19 protein-coding genes and 2 pseudogenes are annotated in these 24,478 nt (G+C 37.0%); 7 read left to right on the top strand and 14 right to left on the bottom strand.

Going from position 1 to position 24,478, the window contains the following annotated elements; all coding sequences use genetic code 11:
• Nucleotides 1-115: 115 nt before the first annotated feature.
• The 7 genes and pseudogenes from Q1A47_RS06550 to Q1A47_RS06520 all read right to left on the bottom strand — a co-directional run bounded on the left by Q1A47_RS06550 (nt 116) and on the right by Q1A47_RS06520 (nt 8,668).
• Nucleotides 116-1,246: an endonuclease/exonuclease/phosphatase family protein gene (locus Q1A47_RS06550; protein WP_226983545.1), complete on the bottom strand. Its 1,131-nt coding sequence runs from the start codon at nt 1,244-1,246 to the stop codon at nt 116-118.
• Nucleotides 1,247-1,871: 625 nt separating this feature from the next.
• Nucleotides 1,872-3,128: pseudogene (locus Q1A47_RS06545) on the bottom strand (DUF1343 domain-containing protein); the annotation flags it as partial.
• 140 nt (nt 3,129-3,268) lie between these two features.
• The gene (locus Q1A47_RS06540; protein ID WP_166530183.1) at nt 3,269-4,762 is read right to left on the bottom strand and encodes a serine hydrolase; all 1,494 of its coding nucleotides are present in this window, start codon (nt 4,760-4,762) and stop codon (nt 3,269-3,271) included.
• A gap of 182 nt (nt 4,763-4,944) precedes the next feature.
• A complete protein-coding gene (locus Q1A47_RS06535) occupies nt 4,945-5,532 on the bottom strand; it encodes a CalY family protein (protein ID WP_026680682.1) in 588 nt (195 codons plus the stop codon).
• Nucleotides 5,529-6,134, bottom strand: coding sequence for a signal peptidase I SipW (gene sipW, locus Q1A47_RS06530; protein ID WP_051388299.1), 606 nt, complete (start codon nt 6,132-6,134; stop codon nt 5,529-5,531). The genes Q1A47_RS06535 and sipW overlap by 4 nt, the downstream gene beginning before the upstream one ends.
• Nucleotides 6,100-6,612 (bottom strand): SipW-dependent-type signal peptide-containing protein, encoded by a 513-nt coding sequence (locus Q1A47_RS06525; RefSeq protein ID WP_026680683.1) that lies wholly within the window; start codon nt 6,610-6,612, stop codon nt 6,100-6,102. The genes sipW and Q1A47_RS06525 overlap by 35 nt, the downstream gene beginning before the upstream one ends.
• A gap of 28 nt (nt 6,613-6,640) precedes the next feature.
• Nucleotides 6,641-8,668: a glycoside hydrolase family 3 protein gene (locus Q1A47_RS06520; RefSeq protein ID WP_034678842.1), complete on the bottom strand. Its 2,028-nt coding sequence runs from the start codon at nt 8,666-8,668 to the stop codon at nt 6,641-6,643.
• Nucleotides 8,669-9,122: 454 nt separating this feature from the next.
• Between Q1A47_RS06520 and Q1A47_RS06515 the strand changes: the two genes are divergently transcribed.
• On the top strand, nt 9,123-10,181 hold the full coding sequence (locus Q1A47_RS06515; protein ID WP_026680686.1) for a dipeptidase: 1,059 nt from the start codon (nt 9,123-9,125) through the stop codon (nt 10,179-10,181).
• Nucleotides 10,182-10,413: 232 nt separating this feature from the next.
• On the opposite strand, the gene Q1A47_RS06510 is transcribed toward Q1A47_RS06515, so the two are convergent.
• From Q1A47_RS06510 to Q1A47_RS06495, 4 genes are all read right to left on the bottom strand, one after another.
• Nucleotides 10,414-11,256, bottom strand: a complete 843-nt coding sequence (locus tag Q1A47_RS06510; protein ID WP_026680687.1) for a carbohydrate ABC transporter permease — start codon at nt 11,254-11,256, stop codon at nt 10,414-10,416.
• 30 nt (nt 11,257-11,286) lie between these two features.
• Nucleotides 11,287-12,180, bottom strand: a complete 894-nt coding sequence (locus Q1A47_RS06505; RefSeq protein WP_166530184.1) for a carbohydrate ABC transporter permease — start codon at nt 12,178-12,180, stop codon at nt 11,287-11,289.
• A 172-nt stretch (nt 12,181-12,352) separates the two neighbouring features.
• The gene (locus Q1A47_RS06500; RefSeq protein WP_026680689.1) at nt 12,353-13,711 is read right to left on the bottom strand and encodes an ABC transporter substrate-binding protein; all 1,359 of its coding nucleotides are present in this window, start codon (nt 13,709-13,711) and stop codon (nt 12,353-12,355) included.
• A gap of 365 nt (nt 13,712-14,076) precedes the next feature.
• On the bottom strand, nt 14,077-15,033 hold the full coding sequence (locus Q1A47_RS06495) for a GNAT family N-acetyltransferase (RefSeq protein WP_026680690.1): 957 nt from the start codon (nt 15,031-15,033) through the stop codon (nt 14,077-14,079).
• Between the two features lie 585 nt (nt 15,034-15,618).
• Here Q1A47_RS06495 and Q1A47_RS06490 point away from each other — a divergent pair.
• On the top strand, nt 15,619-16,038 hold the full coding sequence (locus Q1A47_RS06490) for a helix-turn-helix domain-containing protein (RefSeq protein ID WP_166530185.1): 420 nt from the start codon (nt 15,619-15,621) through the stop codon (nt 16,036-16,038).
• Between the two features lie 78 nt (nt 16,039-16,116).
• Here the strand turns inward: Q1A47_RS06490 and Q1A47_RS06485 are convergent, their stop codons facing one another.
• The 3 genes from Q1A47_RS06485 to murQ (Q1A47_RS06475) are packed head-to-tail and all read right to left on the bottom strand — an operon-like array spanning nt 16,117 to nt 18,866.
• On the bottom strand, nt 16,117-17,016 hold the full coding sequence (locus Q1A47_RS06485; protein ID WP_034679317.1) for a MurR/RpiR family transcriptional regulator: 900 nt from the start codon (nt 17,014-17,016) through the stop codon (nt 16,117-16,119).
• Nucleotides 17,017-17,029: 13 nt separating this feature from the next.
• On the bottom strand, nt 17,030-18,028 hold the full coding sequence (locus tag Q1A47_RS06480) for an N-acetylglucosamine kinase (protein WP_080668717.1): 999 nt from the start codon (nt 18,026-18,028) through the stop codon (nt 17,030-17,032).
• Complete coding sequence (gene murQ, locus Q1A47_RS06475; RefSeq protein WP_166530186.1) at nt 18,018-18,866, bottom strand: N-acetylmuramic acid 6-phosphate etherase; 849 nt, start codon at nt 18,864-18,866, stop codon at nt 18,018-18,020. Before murQ (Q1A47_RS06475) ends, Q1A47_RS06480 begins: the two co-directional genes overlap by 11 nt.
• A 450-nt stretch (nt 18,867-19,316) precedes the next feature.
• Here murQ (Q1A47_RS06475) and Q1A47_RS06470 point away from each other — a divergent pair, with 450 nt between their 5' ends.
• The 5 genes and pseudogenes from Q1A47_RS06470 to Q1A47_RS06450 all read left to right on the top strand — a co-directional run.
• Nucleotides 19,317-20,171, top strand: coding sequence for a MurR/RpiR family transcriptional regulator (locus Q1A47_RS06470; RefSeq protein ID WP_121605709.1), 855 nt, complete (start codon nt 19,317-19,319; stop codon nt 20,169-20,171).
• Nucleotides 20,164-21,057 (top strand): N-acetylmuramic acid 6-phosphate etherase, encoded by an 894-nt coding sequence (gene murQ, locus Q1A47_RS06465; RefSeq protein ID WP_121605710.1) that lies wholly within the window; start codon nt 20,164-20,166, stop codon nt 21,055-21,057. Before Q1A47_RS06470 ends, murQ (Q1A47_RS06465) begins: the two co-directional genes overlap by 8 nt.
• A gap of 20 nt (nt 21,058-21,077) precedes the next feature.
• Nucleotides 21,078-22,526 (top strand): PTS transporter subunit EIIC, encoded by a 1,449-nt coding sequence (locus tag Q1A47_RS06460; protein WP_121605711.1) that lies wholly within the window; start codon nt 21,078-21,080, stop codon nt 22,524-22,526.
• Nucleotides 22,519-23,586, top strand: coding sequence for a MupG family TIM beta-alpha barrel fold protein (locus Q1A47_RS06455; protein WP_166530187.1), 1,068 nt, complete (start codon nt 22,519-22,521; stop codon nt 23,584-23,586). Before Q1A47_RS06460 ends, Q1A47_RS06455 begins: the two co-directional genes overlap by 8 nt.
• A 34-nt stretch (nt 23,587-23,620) precedes the next feature.
• Nucleotides 23,621-24,466, top strand: a pseudogene (locus Q1A47_RS06450) (6-phospho-beta-glucosidase); the annotation flags it as partial.
• Nucleotides 24,467-24,478: the final 12 nt, after the last annotated feature.

Below are 24,478 nucleotides of genomic sequence, written 5' to 3'. Positions count from 1 at the left end.
AATATACATCAACCATTTCAAAATAACTACTTGGCTTAACGCAGTCATTGCACTGATTTTATACTTTCTTAACTTATCAAAAAGACGATGTACGTATACATCGCCTACACGTTTGTTATTTTTCAGAACTCCAGCACGCTCTTAAAAATTCTGTATCTGATACAAGTACATCGTACGCTTCATCTGAGATCATTTGATGATTTTTTTGATAGGTAAGCAAGTCTACAAAACTGTCCAAGTGTTTTATCATTTTATCTTTTCGATTTTTTTCCTCATAATAATGAAGTATATCTAAGTGTAATCGAGTTCGATTGATCAGCTGCTGATTTGTTAACTCCCCTCGTTGTTCATAATAGTCTATAAGCGATTTCATTCCTCTTATCGAATAGGAGTGATTTTCACGAAGGATTGTTACATCTGCTGTGACTGGAAGATGGTCAGATGCATTGGACATGTTTACTTGAGCAGCGTCTATCTTCATACGAGGTGACGTAAAAATATAATCGATTCTCCGGTTAGGAACTGTCGATGGATACGTATATCCTTGCACATCATTGATATGCCATGCATCATCATACCATTGAAATAACGGATGCAATTCTTCTGCATTCGGTCTAGCATTCATATCTCCAACTAAAATATTGTAATTATTTTCTAACATAATTGCACTCATATCACTAACTTGCATTTCCCTAATTGCTGGATTAGAACGATAGTCTAAGTGAGTAACATAAAAGTGAACCACCGCTCCTTCAATTGTGATTTCTGCTTCTAAAAATCCTGGTGCCAGTCTCGGCTCAGGATTAGGATCTTGAGTAGAAAGTCTGGTGATTTGCCTATTAGCTGCATTTGTAATGGGATATTTACTTAACATAGCTACCCCAAATTGTCTACGATGGTCACTACCTTGGGCTGGTTCCATATCATAAATTGGAGCAAAATAGTAATACATATCCAGTTCTTCCGCAAGTAATTGAATGGTATTGTCGTAGTTACTCCTAGCCCCCCAATGAACATCAACTTCCTGAAGACCTATGATATCTGCTCCAGTTTCTTGGATGGTTTCAGCTATTCGCTCCAACTGATAGTTTCCATCCGTTCCCCTTCCAGCAGCCATATTATAGGTAGCCACTTTAATAGGTATTTCCTCTTCATTTACATAGTCATTAAATTCAGCAGCACTAAAGATGGATAAAGTGGGAAAACAAACGATGCATGAAAATAAAACTATAGCAATTTTCTTCAATTTGTACACATCTCCTTTGAATAAATGCTTAAAGTTACTTCGGATAGCGTTTAAAATATTGCTTCAAAAACGAGACTGGGACAAACACAACTTCTTCACTCAAAATACGAATAATCATGTTATCAATAGGAGTATCATCGCCGCACCGTTAAACTATACTCGTGGCACGGCCTCAGCTAACTTTGGTAAAGAAAAACACGTTAATACGTGGATCTTCGAACTCGTGCTGTTACCGCCGGAGTCTCGCTTATTTCAGGTGCTAAATGAATGATTCTGATCAAAAAACGAACGATAATTAATTTCAACTAATCATCGTTCGTTTTTAACCGTTTCTTCATTCTTTTTGTCTCAGCCTCGTTCTTTATTGCCATTGTTTAATCATATCGTTGGCTTGCTTCATTAAATAGCTATAAGCCTCCTCTACAATTCGTTGACTATCTTTCTGCTGATCTAATAAGAGCTTAAAGCCTTTCATATGTTTTCTTACTTTATCAGCTTGTCCTTTCTCTTCATATTGAGCTACTGCTGTTAAATGCATTGTTAATTTCCGCTTTGCAGCTTCTTCAATGGCACCACTTTCTGTGAACCTATCCACAGCTGCTTGCATATTATCTACAAGTATTTTGTAAAGTAAATAATTTCTTCGCGTTTGCTTAAATCTCTCTAACTCCTGATTCCAAGTTATCACCATTTCTTCAACTGCGTCACCATTTTCAATTGCTTCACGGACCCACCCATTACCAATTAGGTTATCAAAGAAAGATATACCGGAGCTATTTTCGGCCCGAAATGCAAATTCATCCGGATACATGTCATGAATTGCTTTTAAAATATGCAGCCCAGTAATTACTGGCTGATATGCTTCTTTATCGATAACATGAATTTGAACACCGTGAGTAAGTGTTCCGCTATGCTTTGAAAACATCGGGGTAAACGAAGCTGCTCGGAATAACACACCTGGTACTTCCAATTCATTCAAAGCCTGTGCAAATTCAGTACTGTTTATAAAAGGCGCTCCTATTAATTCGAATGGCTTTGTCGTACCACGTCCTTCTGATACATTAGTTCCTTCAATTAAAGCTGCTCCCGGATATACAAGAGCAGTATCAAACGTCGGCATATTAGGTGACGGCATCACAAACTCTAAATTTGTATCATTATAATACATACCGCGCTCCCAGCCATTCATTTCCACAACCTTTAGATCGGCACCAATAGCAAATTCCTCATTAAATAAATTTGCCAACTCTCCTACAGTTAATCCATGACGTAATGGAATTGGATAGTTTCCTACAAATGAAGCATAGTCCGGATCAAGAACGGGCCCTCCTACGTCATACCCTCCCAATGGATTAGGGCGATCCAAAACAATAAATTCTTTTCCATTCTCTTGCGCTGCTTCCATCGCATAAGCCATAGTATAAATATACGTGTAGAAACGCGCTCCTACATCTTGAATATCAAATAGCAGGACATCCACATTTTCTAGCATTTCTGGAGTTGGCTTTCTTGTCTCTCCATATAAGCTATAAACTGGCAAGCCCGTTTGTTCGTCAATATAATACTCTACATATTCTCCTGCTTGTGCATCGCCACGAACGCCGTGCTCTGGGCCATAAAGTGCTGTTAGATTTACAGCAGGATCATTGTGTAACCGATCAACAATACTATTTAACGCTTGATCCACTCCCGTAGGATTGGTAATTAAACCAACACGCTTCCCCTCTATTAATTCTTTTTGTTCATCTAATAAAACTTCGACACCCAGTTTTAATTCATCTTGCGTATTTTCAAGTCTTCCATTCGTACTATCTGCCAAAACCATGGATAGTGTATAACATATAAATGCTAGACTTAAAACTATTACAACTACCTTTTTCATCATTCACCCCTCCTGGAATTCTCCAACTTCAATATGGATATGAAGCAAAAAAGACAGCTAATCCCACCTTATTACTTGTGAGTCATAGCTGTCTTTCACTTCACATATAGAAAATTATTCTCTTAGGAACTTACTTTTCACTACTCTTTCAATCTCCACTTATTAACTAAATATGCAGAATCATTTATCAAAGTAGTGTAAGCATCCTCAGAAATCAATTGATTTTGCTTTTGGTAGTCTAATAGATCTTGAAATCCTTGTAGATGCTTCATTACTTTTTCAGTATCTTTTATTTCTTCATATCTACTAATCGCAGTTAGGTGAAGTTTAACCATATAGGCAGCTCGCTCGCTAGTAAAGGCGCCTTTTCTTGCTAATATCTCTACTTGCGCTTTCATACTTTCTGCACTCCAAGCATGTATCGCTGCGGCAGTAAGCTCAGAAACCTTGCGGCGAATCGGATTTGTAGATACGGTTTCACGAGTTGGATGTACCCGATTGGTTAATAGTATAGCGATTGTTTCTTGATTTGGGCTTGCTACAATCGAAGTCCCCGTATAACCTGTATGCCCCATCGTATTTTCTTCTGCTAAGTTATCCATATACCAGCTCTGATTCAATTCCCAACCTAATCCTTGATCTTGCCCTGGAAATGCGTCATTCCAATTCGTATTCATTAATTCTACAGCTTGTTCTGACAGTACTCTTTCTCCACTATATACTCCCTTGTTCAACATCATTTGTGCAAATGTCGCTAGATCAGCTGCTGTGCTAAAGATACCAGCTTGTCCAGCTACACCATCAAGTGACCAAGCATTCTCATCATGAACACTTCCCCATACCAATCCTCGATTTGTCCACGGCTGATATTCAGTAGCAGCAATACGCTCTCGTAGTGTAGACGATGGGTTATACATGGTGTCTTCCATTCCTAAGGGGTCTGTGATGTGATCAGCTACAAAATGATCTTGTCTCGTTCCACTTAACCGTTCGATCAATATACCTAATGTAAGGTAATTAACATCACTATATACATATTCTGTATTTGGAGGATTCTGCAATGATTCATTCAAAACGAAGTCTAACCGGCCATCCCTCCCCCCTTCTATTAAATAAAGAGATCTTGAAGGACTCGGCGCAAACCCTGAAGTATGTGTGAGCAACTGACGAATAGTAACCGATTCTTTTCCATTTACAGCAAACTCAGGTATATAATCAGCTACAGGATCATCCAAATCAAACATACCTTGATCCCATAATTGCATGACTGCTGTTGCAGTGAATAATTTTGAAATGGAAGCCATATCAACTATCGTATCTTTTTGCATTTCAATAGGCTGCTCCATCTCTGTAAAATCTGCATCTGTATATCGTGCTGCATATCCGTACGCTTCGTGTTTTACAATTTTCCCTTTTCTAGCAACAAATACAACTGCTCCAGGCATTACCTGTTCAGCGATAGCTTGATCAATAGCATAATCGATATCTTGTAATGGGTTATCAATCATATCGACACTGGCCGGTTCGCCAGGTACTAATTCCTGATCAGAGGCTTGTCCAACCTCAAGGTTAGTGAATATGATAGATATGGCAAATATTAAAATAAGCAAGAATGATTTACCTTGTCTTCTCATACCGGTCATCCCCCCTCAAATAAAGTGAAACTTCATTCAATAGGAGTTTTCTTCCATCTCCTACTGAAGATTAGTTAAACGAATCGGGCATCTAAGTACCTTTTCACCCACTTTGACTATTTTTCACTAACTCTGGCACTTAAAGTGGGAGTCCTACGGCACTCTACATGCGGGATAAACAGTTATTTTTCTTCACCTGTTTCTTGGGTTGCTGTAAATGTCCATTCTAAATGAAGAGAATCACCCTGAAATTGATTCTGATCCTCACCATTATCTACGAAATTAAACTTCACTACTAAATCATCAATGGAATCAACTGGCAATCCTTGCTCTCCAAGTAATGGATCAAACACATGTTCATTCACTGCCTCGGGGGTCATCTGTCGTAATTCAGCTAACGTAGTTTGGTAGATTACTTCATCTAATTTATCTGCGTTATAGAGGAATTCAACCTCAATATGCTCCCCAAAGTCGGCGGTATTATCACCATTAGCATCTCCTACGGTATAATCTGTATCAAGTAATACTTTATCAATATCGAGTGTTCCATTATTTTGTAGTTCAAAATCTCGTACCATCGAATCTCCAGGTTTAATATTCTCTACTTGAATAATTTCTGTAGGTTCGGCAGCTAAATCTAACGTACCAGCAGCAAATGTATTGTTCGTTGTTTCGCTATCACTGAAATAAGCAAATGTACCACCACTTATTAATGATATTCCTAATGCAGCTGAAACCATTCCCATACCTAATTGCTTTTTGATATTCATTGAAAATCCTCCCCTTTTTTATTAAAATGGGTCTTTTTCCCAGTCTTCATATCTTTTTCATCCATTACTTCTTTCACCTGTCTGAGCGTACGACGAATAATAATATAGGAGTAAGTTAGGAGTAAAAATCCTGGCAAAATAAGGAGCAAGGCTGCTCCTTCACGAGAACTAGCAAAATTTATCACGTACCCTACATACGGAATAGTGAATCCTGTATAATATCCAATGATTTTCTCTGAAAGTACTGGACTTAGATCGTGTCCGTCATTCGCATCACCTTTTGTAATATATTGTTCTCCATCATTTAATACTTCGGTAATTCGGTGCGTGACAATCATGTCATCTTTCGTATTAAATGTGATAACATCATCTCTATGGAACCTTGTCATATCCCCGCCAGTTTTAATGGAGATTATTGAGCCTGTATCGATTTTAGGTTCCATTGATCCAGATAAAACTGTTTTCAGTTGATATCCAAATAGATTTCCTTCATTTCCTGTCACCTTAGAAATGAACACAAGAAATAGCATACATAGTAGAAATATGAATAGTAAGCTCGTTAACCCACTACTGATTTTCTTTAGTAGCGCTTTGTTCTTCATTGGCAGAATCACTCCGTTCAGACACTTCTCCGTTAACCTCTTTTTCTGCTTTATTTCTCTGTTTTTCTTGTTCTGGTTTACTAGAGGATTCCTCTTTATTAACAGCATTATCTTCATCACTAGGCTGTTTCTTTTCAGTTTCTCTTTCTGTAGCTTCTTCTACATCAGCTTCTGCTGATCCCTGCTCCGAAGCTTCCTTGTTATCTAATTTATCTTCTTCCTTATTAGGCTGATTTTTTACAGATTCTTTCTGTGTCTGATCAGTATTCACAGGATCATCTTCATTTGATTTAGGCTTCTTATCTTCCTTATAGGCTACAATTGTACCGCTAACCTTGGATGAATCTGAAAATGAAGCAGTAGTAGGTGAAGAAATCTGGCATATAATCATAAAGAGAATGTACATACTCGCTAAAGTACGCACAAGAACATGTTGTACCCATCGTTTATGATTTCTTTTCTGTTTTGTCCATAACAACGTACAATACCCCCGATAATTGCAATTATTATTGTGATTGCCAATGCTCTATTAAAAGAATTGCCTGCGTATCCAGATAACTAAATGCTTTTTCTGATATAGCATCATTTTCAAGCTGATGCTCTAATAATCTTTGGAAACTATCCATATGCTTAATTACTTTATCTGATAATCCAGTTTGCTCATATCGACTAACTGCCGTTAAATGCATCGTTAGTTTTCGTTCACCGTTTATTATTTCACCTTGATTAACTAATTCAGCAACAAGCTCCTTCATTCCATCTGCACTAAGCTCTGTTTCAATATAATCTAGGCTATGACCAATATCGTACAGCTCTGGAATGGTAACTGGTAATCTACCGAATGGATTTTGTTTACCAGTTAAAACATCTGCTACTGCATTCATAGAAACCTCTAAATAACTATAGGTACTTAAATACCCATCCACCTCAGGAAAAACCATGATATCATAAGGATTTCGATGGGCAGATACAATGATTTGCTTGCCTGATGCCTGTAATGCTGAAACCAATTCTTGCTGACTTTCATTTGTATTAGCTGTATAAGAAGTTACTATTACCTTATCTACAGTATTAGCATGTGCAACTGCCTCTTCTATTTGTTGGTCTGTAGGAGATGTGCTTGTAGGATAACTACTCGTATTGATCCCTTTTTCCTGTAAAAGATTTGATACCATAACAGGCTTCGCTACTGATGGACCTGTCACTAGCACTTTTTCCGTTTCTTCAAGCGGTAGCACGTTATTATCATTTTTAACAAGCGTTACACTTCTATCAGCAATTTCCTGTGCTGTTTGTAAATGCTCAGCTACTCCAATATTTTGAATAGCCTCTGAGTCTGTATACGGATCTTCAAACAAGCCATTGTCCATTTTCGCATGTAGAATACGATATAAAGACGCTTCCAGTCTTTCTTCACTAACCTCTCCAGATTGAACAGCTTCAAGCATACTATTAAATGCAAGCTCAACATTTGGCGGATTTAATAAAATATCAGCTCCTGCCTTAAAGGCCTCCACCGGTACTCGTTCAGGTGGTACGACGTTTGCTCCCGACATTCCTAGACTATCCGTAATAATTAATCCGTCAAACCCCATTTCTTCTCGAAGTAAATCGGTTAAAATTGGTTCCGATAATGTAGCTGGTAATCCCGAATCATCAAGGGCCGGTACTACGATATGCCCAGTCATAATCGATTCAATTCCGGCATCAATGGCTTCTTTAAATGGCTTTAAATCTACTTCATGCAGTGTTTCCAGATCGTGATCGATAATTGGCAATCCATAATGAGAGTCTACTGCTGTATCACCATGACCAGGAAAGTGCTTGGCTGTAGATATTACATTTTCCTTTTTATAAGCTTTTACTTGAGCTACACCAAGGTTAGATACAAGATTTGGATCCTCCCCGAATGAGCGAATACCGATAACTGGATTTTCTGGATTCATATTAACATCTACCGTTGGTGCAAAATTCATGTTAATTCCAAGGCTGTTCAGTTCTTCTCCGATAATACTGCCACTACGCGTGCCATAATCCTCCGACCTTGTAGCTCCAAGCGCCATATTCCCTGGAAATACAGTACCCGGACTTGTTACTCTTTGGACAATTCCCCCCTCTTGATCTGTGGAAATAAATAATGGGATGGAAGAATCTTGATCCATCGCAATTTCCTGTAATCCGTTTGATAATCCATTTACTTGTGCAGCATCAAGCGGCATGCCAATATTTCCTGTCCAGTTGAAATAGATGATTCCACCGACATGGTAATTTTCAATAACTTCCTGAAAGTTTTTTCCGCCACGATGATTACGCAAATTAATGTCTTCATAATCTGGATCAGTAGGAGTTTGTCCATAAACATGCACAACAAAGAGCTGACCTATTTTCTCCTCAAGTGTCATCCCCTCGATGATTTCTCTAATTTCATCATTGCTTGCATCTTTTTTATTTTCTTGGTTTGCAAAGCTAGATAACGGAAACATAATGAAGAACAGGACTACCGAGATGATGGATATCAATCGGTAATGTTTCAATGATATTTCCTCCCTTTAGAAAATTAGCTTACGTGGGAACCCAACATTCTTGTGCAAATTCAAAGAGGATTAATGTCGAATTGAATCAACTTGCCAACATGAATCTCACACTCAAATCTACTAAAAAAATAACACCTACCTTCCCTCAAGATATTCAGGTCATAGATGTTAATCCTTCGTATGTATGTAGTTATTTTGACAATAGCAAAGAAATATGGAAATATCTACTACTATTTATCAAATAAATCTAACTTTTCAAAAAATGATTAGAATGAACTACCTATGATTCACCATTTAATAGGAGAATAGTATATGCTTCAGTTACAAGCATTAAAAAAGAACTATATTACTATGGAACTTTTACTAGCCAATACCGCTAATTTTAGAACCTACTATTTTTTTAAATGGCATGCTAAACTAAGGATTAAGCTTAAACGGATAAGGAGATGTTTCCATGAATGACTTTCCTATATTTGATGGACATAACGATACGTTGTTAAGACTTTTGCACGATCCAGAAGATATGGAGGGCTTATTTTTTTCTGAAACCGCTAAAGGACATATTGACTTGCCTCGTGCGCGAAGGGGAAATTTTTGTGGGGGATTCTTTGCTGCTTTCACTCCCAATTCGGACTATGATGCAGAACCGGAAAAATATTTAACAAAAAACGGCTACGATATCCCGTTACCTCCACCAATTAATCAAATGTCAGCGTTAAATTACACAAATACGCTTGCTGCAAACTTATTTAAACTTGAATCTGTATCGAATGGCACATTAAAAGTAGTTAAAAATGCCGCAGAATTAGAACATTGTTTAAACAGCGATGTAATTGCTGCTATCTTTCATATGGAAGGCGCTGAAGCAATAGATGAAGAATTTAATGCCCTCCATATCCTTTATCAAGCTGGATTACGTTCTCTGGGAATAGTTTGGAGCCGCCCAAACAAGTATGGACATGGAGTCCCTTTCCGCTATCCAGCTACACCCGATATAGGTGATGGGCTTACAAAAGCAGGGAAAAACCTGGTTCGCGAGTGTAACGAATTGGGAATAATGATCGACACGACGCATTTAAACGAAAGAGGTTTTTGGGATGTGGCAAATCTAAGCGATGCACCTATTGTTGCCACACACTCTAATGTTCACGCAATCTGTCCAATTTCGAGAAATCTTACTGATAAACAGCTACAAGCGATAAAAGAGAGTAATGGTGTTGTTGGAATTAATTATGCTGTTAATATGATTCGAGCGGATGGACAATTTGGTACAGCTATTTCTCTTGATGAAATCGTTCACCATATCGCATATATTGCGGAACAATTTGGCATAGAGCATGTGGCCCTAGGCTCAGACTTTGATGGTACAACCGTTCCGGACAGTATGAAAGACGTTACTGGATTACCTAACCTGATGAATAAGCTACGACTACATGGTTTCTCTGATAAAGAGCTACAAAAAATTGCCCATGGCAATTGGATCCGCGTTTTAAAAAATACATGGAAGGACTAAGAACAAAAGCGCAAACGCTCGATTAGAAACGTAACGACTGGAGCGAGTCAACGGAGATAAAGAAATCACTATAAGCTTGCGAGCCGATGATGTCTTAGATTAGGGCGATTCGTGAAGTCGCTCTCGGCTCAACATGCCCCTACTTATCCGCATGGGCTACATTTATAATTTCCTTTAATTTCCTAGACTATTAGAAAAAGGTGAGTGGAAACTTGTCATCCACCACCTTTTTTTATCCCTTTATTGCCCCTTCTGTCATCCCCTTAGCAATTCGTTGCTGGAAAATAGCGTATAAAATAATAACAGGAACAATAGCAATTACTAGGCTGGCAAATAACGTTCCCCATGCATTTGTATACTGCGCCTCACTACTTATATAATCAATTGCTAAAGCAAGTGTATAGTTCTCGCTACTTTGTAGAAATATTAAAGCCATAAAATATTCATTCCAAAATTGAATAACATTCATTATGGTGACGGTGATAATACCTGACAGACTTAACGGTGTAATGATCTTCCACAGAACACGATATGGCGACATTCCATCCATAGCTGCTGATTCTTCTAATGATTTGGGGATTGTACTAATAAAGCTTGTTAATACAAAAATAGAAAATGGTAGTTGACTTACAGCATATACAATTGCCAATCCGAAAATATTATCCAACAGGTTCAATTTCATTAAAAGGAAGAATAACGGAATCCAGCCTAACACCATTGGAATCATCATCGCTGATACATATAAGGTAAATAGTAGTTTACTTCCACGAAAATGGATTCGTTCGATAGCATATGCTGTTGGAATAGAGAGAATTAAGGTCAAACATGCACCGACTAAGGTTACAACCAAGCTATTAAATACACTAATATCAATATTGTAATTGGACCATGCTGTTACAAAATTTTGGATATTAAATGAATCCGGTATCCCCCATGGATTACGATAAATTTCTGCATTTGACTTAAAGGATCCAAGAAACATCCAAAAGATAGGGTATAATACAGCTATTGTCCAAAGGATTAATGGTATTCGAATCCCTGTCCTTCCAAGAATTTGTCCAACACTTCGCTTCAACGGTAGCTCCTCCTTTCATACACAATCGAATTAATATTCCACTTTTTCTCTACGCATAAAGAACTGTAATATTAGTACCGTAAGTAGCGAAAGAATCAATATCATAACTCCAATGGTAGCCCCATAGCCAAAATTATACTGCACAAATGCTTGTTGATACAGATATGACCCCATTACATGTGTAGCATTGTTTGGTCCACCACCAGTCATGACCTGTACGATAATGAAAGATCCGTTCAGTGTAGTAATTACAATATAGAGGACAGAAATTTTAATTTGTGGCCACACTAGCGGAAGGGTTACTTTCCAAAATTGCTGCCATTGACTTGCACCGTCGATCTCCGCTGCTTCATAATAGCTTTTGGACACATTCGCTATTCCTCCCATCAACATCAATAAAAATAAACCAATACCTGCCCAGATGGATGGAAGAACAAGACTTGGTAGTGCCCAATTCTCATCGCCAAGCCATGGCTTGGCAAAGCTTTCTAAGCCTAAAAACTCCAACCCAGAATTAATAAGTCCTAAATTGGGGTTATATATAAACGTCCATAGGATGCCAATAACTACTACAGACATGATATTCGGAAAAAAGAAAACAATTCGATAAAATGGTGCTTCTTTGATTTTTAACTGTGTTAATGCCACTGCAAAAAACATAGCAAGAATCATGATACCAATCACCTTTGTAACAACGAGAAAATAATCATGAATGATCGTATCCGGGATAATAGCATCCTTCAACAAGCTGATGTAATTTGCTAAACCGACAAACTCTTTATGTTGCGAGGCACCTGACCAATCGAAGAAGGAATAATAAAGACCGCTAAACAATGGATAAAGTGTAAAAATCGCGAACATGATAAATGTCGGCACTAAACAAAATGCTAGAAACAGATATTTCTGTTTTTTTGACTGTACCATCAAATCACTCTTTCTATTGAACTATAAGAAATGAATATCTGTAACCTAAATAAAGGACTAAGCACGACATCATTCTTCCTAGGCTTTGCTTAAACATCATCCATACTGACTTGCGGATAATAATCCCCGTCAGCAGTGAAACAAAGCTGACGGGCATCACTTACATTGTCATTTAATTACTATTACGGTAATTTTCAGCTGCTTTTTCGGCTTCTTTCACGAATTCCTCTGCCGTCATATTCCCAAGCATTAATGACATCAGCGCATTTCCGATTGGCGTTTCCAAATCGGCGCTCATTGGATGAGGTTTTTCATAGATTTGTACTTGTTCTGGATCGTTTATCATGGCATTAGCCTCTGTCAAATAGCTAGGTATCTTATCATTCGCAGTTAAATCTACCCCTGTTAGATTCATAATTGCCCCCGTATGTTCGGAGAAGGACATAGCATACTCTCTAGTGAAGGCAAATTCAACAAAAGCCTTTGCCGCCTTTGGATTTTCAGCATTTTCTGCAATTGCCAATGGACGTAAGTCAGGTACAATAGCAAATGGCTCACCTACATCCTGCATTGGAGAAGGTATAAATCCAAAGTCAAATCCTTTTGGAATATCATTAGCCATTTCATTCGGTAACCAGAAACCTACTGGAATAAAGGCGTTTTTATGCAAAAGAAAATTCATTTGTGACTGCGTATGATTTAATGCACCAAGACCCGAATCAAACATTCCTTCTTGTTGCATTTTCTCTACCTTTTTCATCGTTTCTAAAACGATATCACTCGTCCATGCCCCTTCTTTTCCAGTAATTAAATCCGCTAATAATTCATCACCTCCAGCTGCTCCAAATGCTGGATATAGCATTCCTCGAAGGAAATAATAGGGATGCTGACCTGACGTTACAAACGGATCAATTCCTTCTCCCTTTTTAATTTCAGCCATAGCATTCATAAAGCTATCAAAATCTGTAGGAACTTCATACCCCTTCTCTTCAAATAAGGCTCGATCATACCAGGTTCCCCACGTATCAAAAACTAAAGGCAACGAATAAATCTCTCCATCGAATTTACCAGGATCTACAATAAAGCTCTCTACTAATTTATCACCATTTTCTAGTTCAATTCCTTCTACCCAATCTGTTAAATTCATTAATTGTCCATCTTCTACCATTTGCGTTTCGCTAGAACCCGCTCCATCAATATATACAACATCTGGTGGATCATTCGATACCCAACGTGATCGCATTTCTTCATTAATATTAGGTCCTGCATGCTCAATGATAGTAACATCCGGGTATTCTTTCTGAAAATCAGCAATAACTTCTTTCCACCATGAATCCCCGTATCCCCCAACAAAATATTGTATTTCCAAATCACCTGCTATTTCGCCTTCCACCTCCTTTGCACCTTCACTTGAATCATTTCCAGTACCTTCTTCCGAAGCGTCATCCTCTGAAGAACACCCTACGGCTAAAGTCACTAGAAATATAGCTAAAAACAGCAATATCCAGCGGAATTTTAGTATTCCCTTCAACTGTATACTCCCCCTTTTTCACTTAATTTTTATATGAATTCACACTAATAGGATATCTATTAATGGGAATCAACCATTTTCCAGCATTTACTAATAGTGTTAACAAAGCGCTTTTTATTTATTGTATGTAAAGAACAAGCTTTAATTCCTATACCTTGCTATTTATCTAGTTATTTTTTCGTGATGAGGAAAATAACTAAGCAATGCCTTTAAATACTAGAATTTGGCTTTTTCTAAGAAACCAAAATAACATGTAATATATTACTAATATTTTACAGAATATAGTTATTTGTGCTAATCCTTCATAGAACATATAAAATGCCCTCTTACAAAAGCAAGAGAGCCCACTGATTTTTTAATATTTTCTATTTTACTAAATCCTTAACATAGTACCAATAGCTTTTCCAAACACCGTAATCTAATTGCTTGTAGAAGTTCACTAGTCCGGTCCAATCAATTACAATTCGGTTAATACCACGTTCTCTTAAATAATGAATTCCAGCTTGAACTACCATTTTACCATAACCATTTCCTCGTTCCTGCTCATCTACCCCGAGCGGACCTATACCACCTAACGCTTCGTTAAATAATGGGCTCCAATAAACGTTTTGTGCTATTATCGGTGAGCTTGCATCATTGATTCTGCAAAAACCAATAATATGCTGATTTTTTTTCAATACGACAAACTCTCTGCCAGTTCCACCGTGCTTAAAATATTGAATGGCTTCATATTCCCATCTTCCTGGAAAACATCGATTTAAGAAAGTCAGTAACGAACTCTTTTCTTCTTTCTTTAATAAAGATAATTCAACACCAGGCTTGTTTGGTTTGGGGTAACTTAACGCCGTATAACTACTTAGTAAATCAAACGCTTTACCATTTGCTTGATATCCTTGATGCTCAAACCACGCTGATGTTTGTGGAAGTACACTAGGTATCCCCGGAAAATAATGCCACACATCTTGTCCAAGAATAATTCTAGTTACTCCACTTTGTTTAAATGTATTTTCTGTATGAGCTAGCAATGCTTTACCTACACCTTGATGACGATAATTATGATGAACAAGTAGCACTTGAATCCAACCAGTATTAGCGGGTAACCCTACTTCAATTTCATCCTGCCATTTTTTAGCAACAATGAAACCAATAGTTTTATTCTCAGCATTAACCGCAATTTGTGATGCTTCGTAACATACATTCGTATCTGCAAAACTATTTTGTCCAAATAATTCCTCTCTCATTGGAAAATATTGACCGATTTCTTTATTCCATAACTGTACCAATTCACTTATTCTATCCTTACTCCACGATATTAGTTTCATTACTCCTCCCCTTTACGGACATATTTTAGTGAAAAATCAAAAAAATCACACTTTTACTAGATTATAGTGTAGAACTATTTCATTGTAAATTTTAAATAAAGTGAAGCTTCCATCCGTGAGGGAAATGTTTATCGCTCGCGGATTGTTAGTACCACAAGGGTTTGACCTAAAGGCCCTTAAACCAATCGGACATTTACTGGCAGTTGATCTCTCCTTTTATCCATATTGCTTTCACTTTATTGCTTGAAGCGGGGGCGCTAACTACCAGTTATATGTAGGATAAAAGGAGGCTAGGACAAAACACAACTTCTTTACTCAACATACGAATAATCATGTTATCAATAGGAGGATTATCGCCGCACCGTGAAAATATACGCGCTTTCCACGGGCACGGCCTCAGCTAACTTGGTAAAGAAAAACACGTTACCACGTGGATCTTCGGACTCGTGCTGTTCGCGCCGGAGTCTCGCTTATTTCAGATGCTAAATGAATGATTCTAATCAAAAAACGAGCGATAATTAATTTCAAATACGATGACGCCCCCCTGAAGTTAGAGTAAAAAGTCTAACTTCAGGGGGTGTTTTTGTGGCTAAATATAGTGAAGAATTTAAAGTGAAGGTTGTCACCGAGAATATAGATGGAAATCTTTCATATCGTTCCTTAGCCAAAAAATATCATATGGGTAGCTTTACACCAATATATGAATGGGTGAAAAACTATGAACGTCACGGTATGGAGGGACTAGAACGAAGAAATACAAAGAAGGAGTATTCTGTTCAATTTAAATTAGATGCGATACAATTTATGTTAGAGACAGGTGCTTCTTATACAGAAACTGCTGTTCAATTTAAGTTGAGCACTTCGTCCATTGTTAAACTCTGGATGAAAAAATTTCGCAAACAAGGTAAGGAAGGCCTGGAATTAAAACAAAAGGGGGTAAAGGAAAAATTGGCTGGGCTGAGTCCAGTTGAGTACCGAACGCAATCCAGCCAATCAGCTGCATAGTATAAACTCTAACTTTTGGGGGTAACCACCTTATCGTTCGTTTTTGATTGTTTCTTCATTCTATTGTCTCAGCCTCTTTCATCCTTTATCTCGTTTTATTTTTATCTTTCGCTTCGTATCAAATTGTTGTTTAAAACTGCTTAATGCTTCTCTTGTTGAATCTAATCTTTCTACCGTTTTGTCATATTCTTCAGAAGCATAGCACATGAACAGCACATCAATTAAATGCAACTGAGCAATTCTAGAAGCTGTTGCACCACTTCTAAATGTTGCTTCTTTTGCAGCAGAAATATAAAGGTTTGTATCGGCAATACTAGCAACTGATGAGTTACCATATTTTGTAATGCTAATCGTATTACAATTATTATTATTGGCCATCTCTAGTAATTTTGTCACCTCAAAGGTATCACCTGAGAAGGAAATACCAATTACAACATCTTCCGATCCTTTATTAGCAATTGCAGTAGCCGCCATGTGTAGATCAGAAAATGAATGCACCTGCTTATTAACTCTGAGAAACTTCTGTTCTGCATCCTTCGCTGCAATATATGATGCTCCAAATCCTACAAATAAAATAGATCTTGCTCTAATTAATAATTGAACGGCTTCTTTTATCTGATCCATATTTAAAATGTCCACCGTGTCCTTTAATGTCTGTATCGTATTAGTGTTTACTTTCTCTATGATCTTTGCGTATTCCTCGTTGGGCTCGATATCTCGATAGCCTTCTGATTCATTCACTCTTAAATCTCCTGCAACACGTAGTTTTAATTCTTGAAAACCATTAAAACCAAGCGATTTGCATAGACGAATTACCGCAGCACTACTCGTTTCACTCTTCTCGCCTAACTGTAAAGCTGTAAGTAGTATAGAATCTTCCGGATGTAATAATATATAATTTGCTATTTTCTGTTCTGATGGAGGCAAACTGTTTATCATATCATTTAAGATAACCAATCCACCCTTCATTTGTGACATCTAATATCGCCCCCTACTTTAGATTTCGCATATTTGTAATCATCGTTGGAGTTATATTTTTCCCAAGGCTCAAATAACATCCTATCAAGGAACCCTGAGCTGGTAATAAAGTTGGTTGAACAATAGTTATATTATGTTCACCATTCATAATTCCTTCCTTCACTAGCGGTGGTAATATAGCATCATCCTGAAAGATTCCACCACATAAAACCGCTTTCACATATCGATTATCAGGAAAAAGCTTCTCATGAAGCGTTAGAATACTTAGCACTATCTCCTTTGCCGCATTTTCTATTATTTCTTTTGCAGGAATATCACCTGCCTTATATGCATTAAACACAAGTTTTGCCATACTTGCAATTATTTTCTTTGATTCAGCAGAAAAATAGATTTGATCGATAACCTCTCGAACATGTTTCGCATTAAAATAGTCATAAATCATTTCCAAGAGAATTGTTTCATGACTTCTTCCATCAAAAAACCTCAATGCGGCAGATATTCCATTTTTCCCAATATCATAGCCACTACCTTCATCTCCCAGTAAATGTCCCCAGCCACCTACTCGATCTTGCTTATGCTGATGATTTATTCCATAAGATACTGAACCAGTTCCGGAAATATGAACAATTCCTGGTTTCCCGAAAGTTCCAGAATACAATGCATTTAATGCATCCACTTCTACTTGTAGCCTACAATTATTTGGTATATAGAGAGAAATCAATTTATGTAATTGCTGCTGGGAATTCTTGCTTCCGGCACCAGCTATCCCAGCATACACCCCAGATACCTTATTAAACTCTTCTGGATATTCCCTTTTAAGATGAGCGAAAATAGATTTAAATGTATGCTCCAATGCTTCGGGTGAAACTGCATTGGGATTAGACGGTCCAGTAATATATTGAGTAATTGTATTACCATGCGAATCGGCCAAAATAGCATGTGTTTTTGTTCCGCCACCATCTATACCGATAACATTAACCAACTGTCCCACCTCACTCGCTTTATTGCTCATTTAATATAGCCATTGCTCTTCTTAAATTATTACTCGCGGCTTCAAGAATTTCAAAAGCCTTATTTGGCTCAATTTGAAATTTACTTACTAGAGTAGCTGCTTTTAAATTATTATTGCACTTCACTAATGCTGTTTTTTCGTCTACATCTGCAATATCTTGGATGATAGATATTGTTCGATTTCTTAATTTTTCATTAGATGCTTGTACATCAACCATATAATTTTGATAAACTTTTCCTGATTTTATCATGGAGATCGTTGAAATCATATTTAAAACTAATTTTTGTGCAGTACCAGCTTTCAAACGGGTTGAACCTTGTACTATCTCCTCTCCAACGATTAATTCTATGGGAAAATCAACCAATTGGCTAATTGTAGAATTATCGGAACAAACCACTCCAGCTGTAGGAACATCCATTTTTTTCGCTTGCTTTATTCCCCCAATGACATAAGGTGTCTGTCCACTAGCTGCAACTGCTATTAATAGGTCACCCTCTGTCAATGTTTGACCGGCATCCTTTGCGCCACTTTCTTGACTATCTTCTGCATTCTCTACCGCATTCCTAATCGCTGTATCTCCACCAGCAATTAACCCTGTAAACAGATTTGGACTTACACCAAAAGTAGGTGGACATTCAGATGCATCAAGTACCCCTAATCTACCGCTAGTTCCAGACCCCATATAAACAACCTTGCCACCATTTTGTATAGTTTCTACTACTTTTGTAATTACTGGTTCAATTTGTGGAAATGCCTTTTCAACAGTATAAGGAACTGTTTTATCTTCTTGATTCATATAAGTCATAATCTTACTAATAGACATTTCATCTAAATTCATCTTCTTAACCTCTCCCCCAATTATTATCTAGCAAATGTGGTACTATATTAACTTTATAGAATTTATTCAAGTTTTATGCACTTATTTTTACTATTCACGTATTGCTAACTCATGTAATTGTCATTACAAATTTTATATTTATTAATTCTATTTTCTGTTTTCCTTAAAGCCAAATTTGTCCCATGGTTGAAGGTAATCAATTAGAAATTGTTCCTCTAATTTTACCAACTATATTTGTTTTGTTAGATTTTTCCATATAAATTGATTTTCGAATTTCAAAACCGCAAATCAGTGCTGCAATTAAGACAAATTAGTAGAAAGTTTCATATAATTGACGATAAAAGATAAAATAATTTCAATATATGGTATAAAGTTTCACTATAAAGATATTTTATTGACACTTAGTTTTACAATGACTATGATCAAACTATAGTAAGGAGGAACAATCGAGTGAAAATCGCAACAATTCGATTTAAGGAGTATTACGAGCAAGCAAGTACAACAGAACAAGGAATTATTTCATTTGTGATAAATCACCCAGAAGAAGTAGCAAAAATGACAATTTATCAATTAGCTGAGCACACTTTTTCATCACCTTCTTCTATTATTCGTCTCTGTAAAAAGAATGGTTTTTCAGGTTATAAAGAATTTTCTAAGTCACTATTATACGAGCAAGCTGTTAGAACCAGTTACAAGAATAAACAGATTGCTGATGTTAACAAAGTAGATAGTGTGAATGAAGTGGTTGATAAGGTGACCAATAAAAATATTTTATCACTAGAAGAAACGTCAAGTTTACTTGACATTAATGTCATAGAAGATTGTGTGAAATCAATTCATGATTGCGAAAAGATTGTGTTGTTTGGAATCGGTGCTTCGCTTATTGTTGCTAAGGATGCACAACTAAAATTTACTCGAATTAATAAAATGGTTTATGTTGCAGAAGACTGGCATACACAATTGTTAATGGCAAAAAATATGACAGACAATGACATCGGAATAGTTATTTCATATTCAGGAGAAACAGAGGAAATGATTCAATGCGCAAAAACAGCTAAAGAAAATCAAGCCAAACTTATTTCTATAACAAAATATGGAAGCGCAACCATTTCTGGAATATCTGATTATAATCTTTTTGTTGCAGCAAATGAGTATGTGTTTCGAAGTGGAGCAATGTCCTCTAGAATATCTCAGTTGAATCTAGTAGATATTTTATATACGAGTTATATGAATATTCAATACGAAGAATCAATTGCTATTCTAGAAAAAAATCAGATAAGAAAGGGGTCTAATCTCAATGATTAACCTTAATAATATGACAACGGAAAAACAAAATACGAAGACAATGAATTTGGATCAAATGTCTGTTATAGAAGCACTGAAAGTAATGAATCAAGAGGATCAACAAGTAGCCAAAGCAATCGAGCCTGTCTTACCAGCTATTGAGCAGGCGGTAAAATCTATAATCTCGTCTTTCGAAAGTAATGGGAGATTAATTTATATCGGTGCAGGAACAAGTGGACGTTTAGGTGTGCTTGACGCAGCAGAATGTCCACCAACATTTGGTACCCCCCCTGAAAAAGTGATTGGACTTATTGCTGGAGGTGAAAAGGCTTTTACAAAAGCAGTTGAAGGTGCCGAGGATAGTAGGACATTGGCAGAACAGGATTTAAAAGAGCTTCAATTGAAAGAAAATGACATTGTAGTAGGGTTAGCGGCTAGCGGCCGAACACCTTATGTGATTGGAGCACTAAACTATGCTAATTCGATTGGGGCAAAAACCGTCGCCATTGCTTGCAATCAACATTCTCCAATTGGAAAGGTTGCGACAGTTCCGATTGAAGTAACAACTGGACCAGAGGTGTTATCTGGTTCTACTAGGTTGAAAGCTGCTACTGCTCAAAAGTTGATTTTAAACATGCTTTCTACTATCTCAATGGTTGGAATTGGAAAAGTCTATAAAAATTTAATGGTAGATTTACAAACAACCAACCAAAAACTTGAAACAAGGGCTCTACGTATTGTGATGGCTGCTACGGAAGTAGATATGGAGACAGCAAAAGCCAAATTAAAAGAAGGAGAAGGAGATGTAAAATTAGCCATTACCATGATTTTACTAGGGAGTGATATAACAACTGCAAAAGCAAGTCTTGAAAAAGCAAATGGACATATAAGAAAGACAATACAATAAAAGATGAGAGAGGGGTTCTTATGGCGAATCAAAATGAGAAATTAATTGATCAGATAGTTAAACGAATTGGTGGAGAAGGTAACATCCAAGCAGCAACCAACTGTATGACCCGTTTACGTATTCGAATGAAAGATGAAGATAAAGTAGAAGTAGAAAGTTTAAAGGAATTGGAAGGTGTAATGGGTGTTGTTCAAGCTGAAACACTCCAAATAATTGTGGGTCCAGGGAAAGCTAAAAAGTTAGCGGATTTGCTATTGGAACGATATAAAGTGTCAGAAGATAGTGATGTATCTACTGATGACCATCAAAAGGTAACCGAAAATTGGCAGGACAATAAAGCTTCCATCAAGCAAAAACAGAAAAAAAGTAAACTAAAGTCTGCGCTTGAAACAATCTCTGGTATCTTCATTCCAATGATTCCTGCGATTATTGCAGCTGGTATTTTTAACGGATTTAGTAGCTTAATTGGTACATTACAAGGAGAAGGAACACTAACAAATGACTTTTGGGAAGCCATTCGATTGCTATTCTCGCTTATTGGAACAGGCTTTTTAGGATATTTTGCAATTTTTACTGGTGTAAATGCAGCAAAGCGATTTGGTGCAACCGAGGCACTGGGTGGTATGATTGGTGCCATATCAATAGCAGCACCAATCGTTGAACTTTCTCAACTTTTTAACCTCTATGATGCAGAGGAGCCATTAAATTCTATTTTAACAACAGGAAAAGGCGGTATCATAGGTGTTATTTTTGGTGTATTTCTTTTGGCAAAGATAGAAAAAGCGATACGTAAACGAATACCCGATGTATTTGATCTGATTGCTACACCCGTTTTAACACTTCTTATTGCCGTAGCTTTATTCGTATTCATTATAATGCCAGTATCTGGTGTATTATCTGATTGGCTCGTAAGTGCATTAAGTGTGATCATTGGTTCTGATAATACAGTAGTTAATATTATCTCGGGCTATATTCTGGCCGCAGTATTTTTACCCATGGTACTATTAGGTCTTCATCATGGATTAATTCCAATTTATGCGATTCAATTAGAAGCACTAGGAGGAGTTTCCTTATTTCCTGTACTCGCTATGGCAGGTGCTGGTGAAGTAGGAGCTGCCATAGCGATCTATTTAATTTGTAAAAAAGTAGGTAATCACCGAATGAAACAAATTATCGCAGGTGCTTTACCAGCTGGTTTGCTAGGTATTGGAGAACCATTGATTTATGGTGTTACTTTACCACTGGGTAAACCATTTATTACAGCAGGCCTAGGTGCTGGCTTTGGTGGAGCATATGTGATGATGACACACGTCATGGCGAATGCTTGGGGACCGTCAGGACTCGTAGCTATTCCATTAATGCAAGCAGATAAAATGATTCATTACGTAATCGGTATTTTTATTTCTTACATTTGTGGCTTTATAATTACACTATTATTTATAAAAAAGGAGGATGTAGCCAATGCATAATCCACTTGGGTTCTCTGTTTACACCTCAACCTTCGAAAAACAATTGCCAATGTTAAAGACTATAAACCGGAAAAATACCCTTGTTTTTACTTCTTTACATATTGCAGAAGAGGTAGACGATGACTATGTGAACAAAACAAAAGAAATGTGCCATTGGTTATATCAGAATGACTTTAATATTATCGCTGATGTTTCTCCGAAAACATTAGCGATATTCGAGCAGAAAGATATACTTTCACTTGTAAAAGATTTACATATTTCTGTACTGCGTTTGGATTACGGTTTTAATGAAAGAGAAATCACACAATTAGCAAAGAAGATTCCTATCGCTTTCAATGCCTCGACCTTAGATGTATCTGTTCCATTGCCACTAGAAGGGAAGTTGTTATATGCGATGCATAATTTTTATCCGCGACCTGAAACAGGATTAGATGAGAAGCTATTTGAAACAAAGAATCAAGCTATCAAACAAAAAGGATCTGTCCAAATAATTGCTTTTATACCAGGTGATCAAGCATTACGAGGTCCAATTTATGAAGGTTTACCGACTCTAGAGAAGCATCGCGGCTGGCCACCTTACTTAGCTTATCTTGATTTGATAACAAAAAGTTTGGTTGATCAAGTATTCTTAAGTGATGTACAAATCTCATCAGAACAGTTAAAACTAATTGAAGACTACCAATCAGATGAGATTATCTCTGTTCCAGTATCATTTACGGATAATTACGATTACTTATATAATCAAGTATACACCATTCGCATTGATTCACCACACGGTTTAATACGATTGCAAGAATCGCGAGGTTATGCGAGTCAAGGAGAGAAAATCATATCAGAGCACTGTTCAGAAAGATTCAGAGGAAAAATCACTATCGATAATGAGAAATACAAACGATACTCTGGAGAAATACAAATCATGCGTGAAAATTATCCAAAAGATGAGCGAGTAAATGTTGTTGGAGAGATTAACGAGATGTACCTGCCCATTGTAGACTGTATTAAGAACGGTGATAGCATTCGATTTGTTCCATTTTACTATGATAAAGAAATCACACCATAGCAGTTTCAATTATTTGGGAAGTATAAAATAATATTCCTAATTAAAACATAGTAGCCATCATAAAGTTGTTGGCGTATGTAATGTACCTATTAATATGAAAATAACCATTGCCAAGCTGTTAGATGTACCAGTTGACGACATTCACATTACATTTGCTGGCCTAAATCATATGTCATACGGAATGGACGTACATGTGAATGGAAAATCGAGGTTGCATGAAGTGATTGCATTACTAGCTAATTCAGAAAATCAATTATCGATGAAAAATATTACACCAATACCATGGGAAGAAGAATTTCTAAAAGGACTAGGAATGATCCCGTCCCCATATCACAGATATTATTATAAAACTGGAGAAATCCTAGAAAAAGAGTTAGAGGAATACCGTCAAGGCAAAACAAGAGCCGAGGTGGTAAAGGAGTTGGAAAATCAATTATTCGAACTATATAAAGATACAAGCCTAAATATCAAGCCACCACAGCTTGAACAACGAGGCGGTGCTTATTATAGTAATGTAGCATGCGACCTTATTTCCTCCATTCATAACGACAAAGGGGATATTCAAACCTTAAACGTTATAAACAATGGAGCCATTTCCAATCTACCTAATGATACGGTTGTTGAAGTCAATTGTGTCGTTACTAAGAATGGACCGATTCCGCTAACAGTAGGTGCACTGCCTCCTTCAATAAATGGACTTATTCAACAAATAAAGTCATTTGAGCTTGCTGCTATTGATGCTGCAATATCTGGCTCATCTCAAAAAGCATTGCTAGCGCTTTGTATAAATCCATTGGTTACGAGTGATCTAAAAGCTAAACAAATAATGGAAGAATTATTAGCAGCACATAAACATTATTTACCGCAATTTAATAATTAATCGTGAAAATAG

The sequence above is a fragment of the uncultured Virgibacillus sp. genome (genome assembly GCF_947495635.1).
GTDB classification, from domain to species: domain Bacteria; phylum Bacillota; class Bacilli; order Bacillales; family Amphibacillaceae; genus Virgibacillus; species Virgibacillus salarius.
This window is presented reverse-complemented; position numbering and strand designations above follow the sequence as displayed.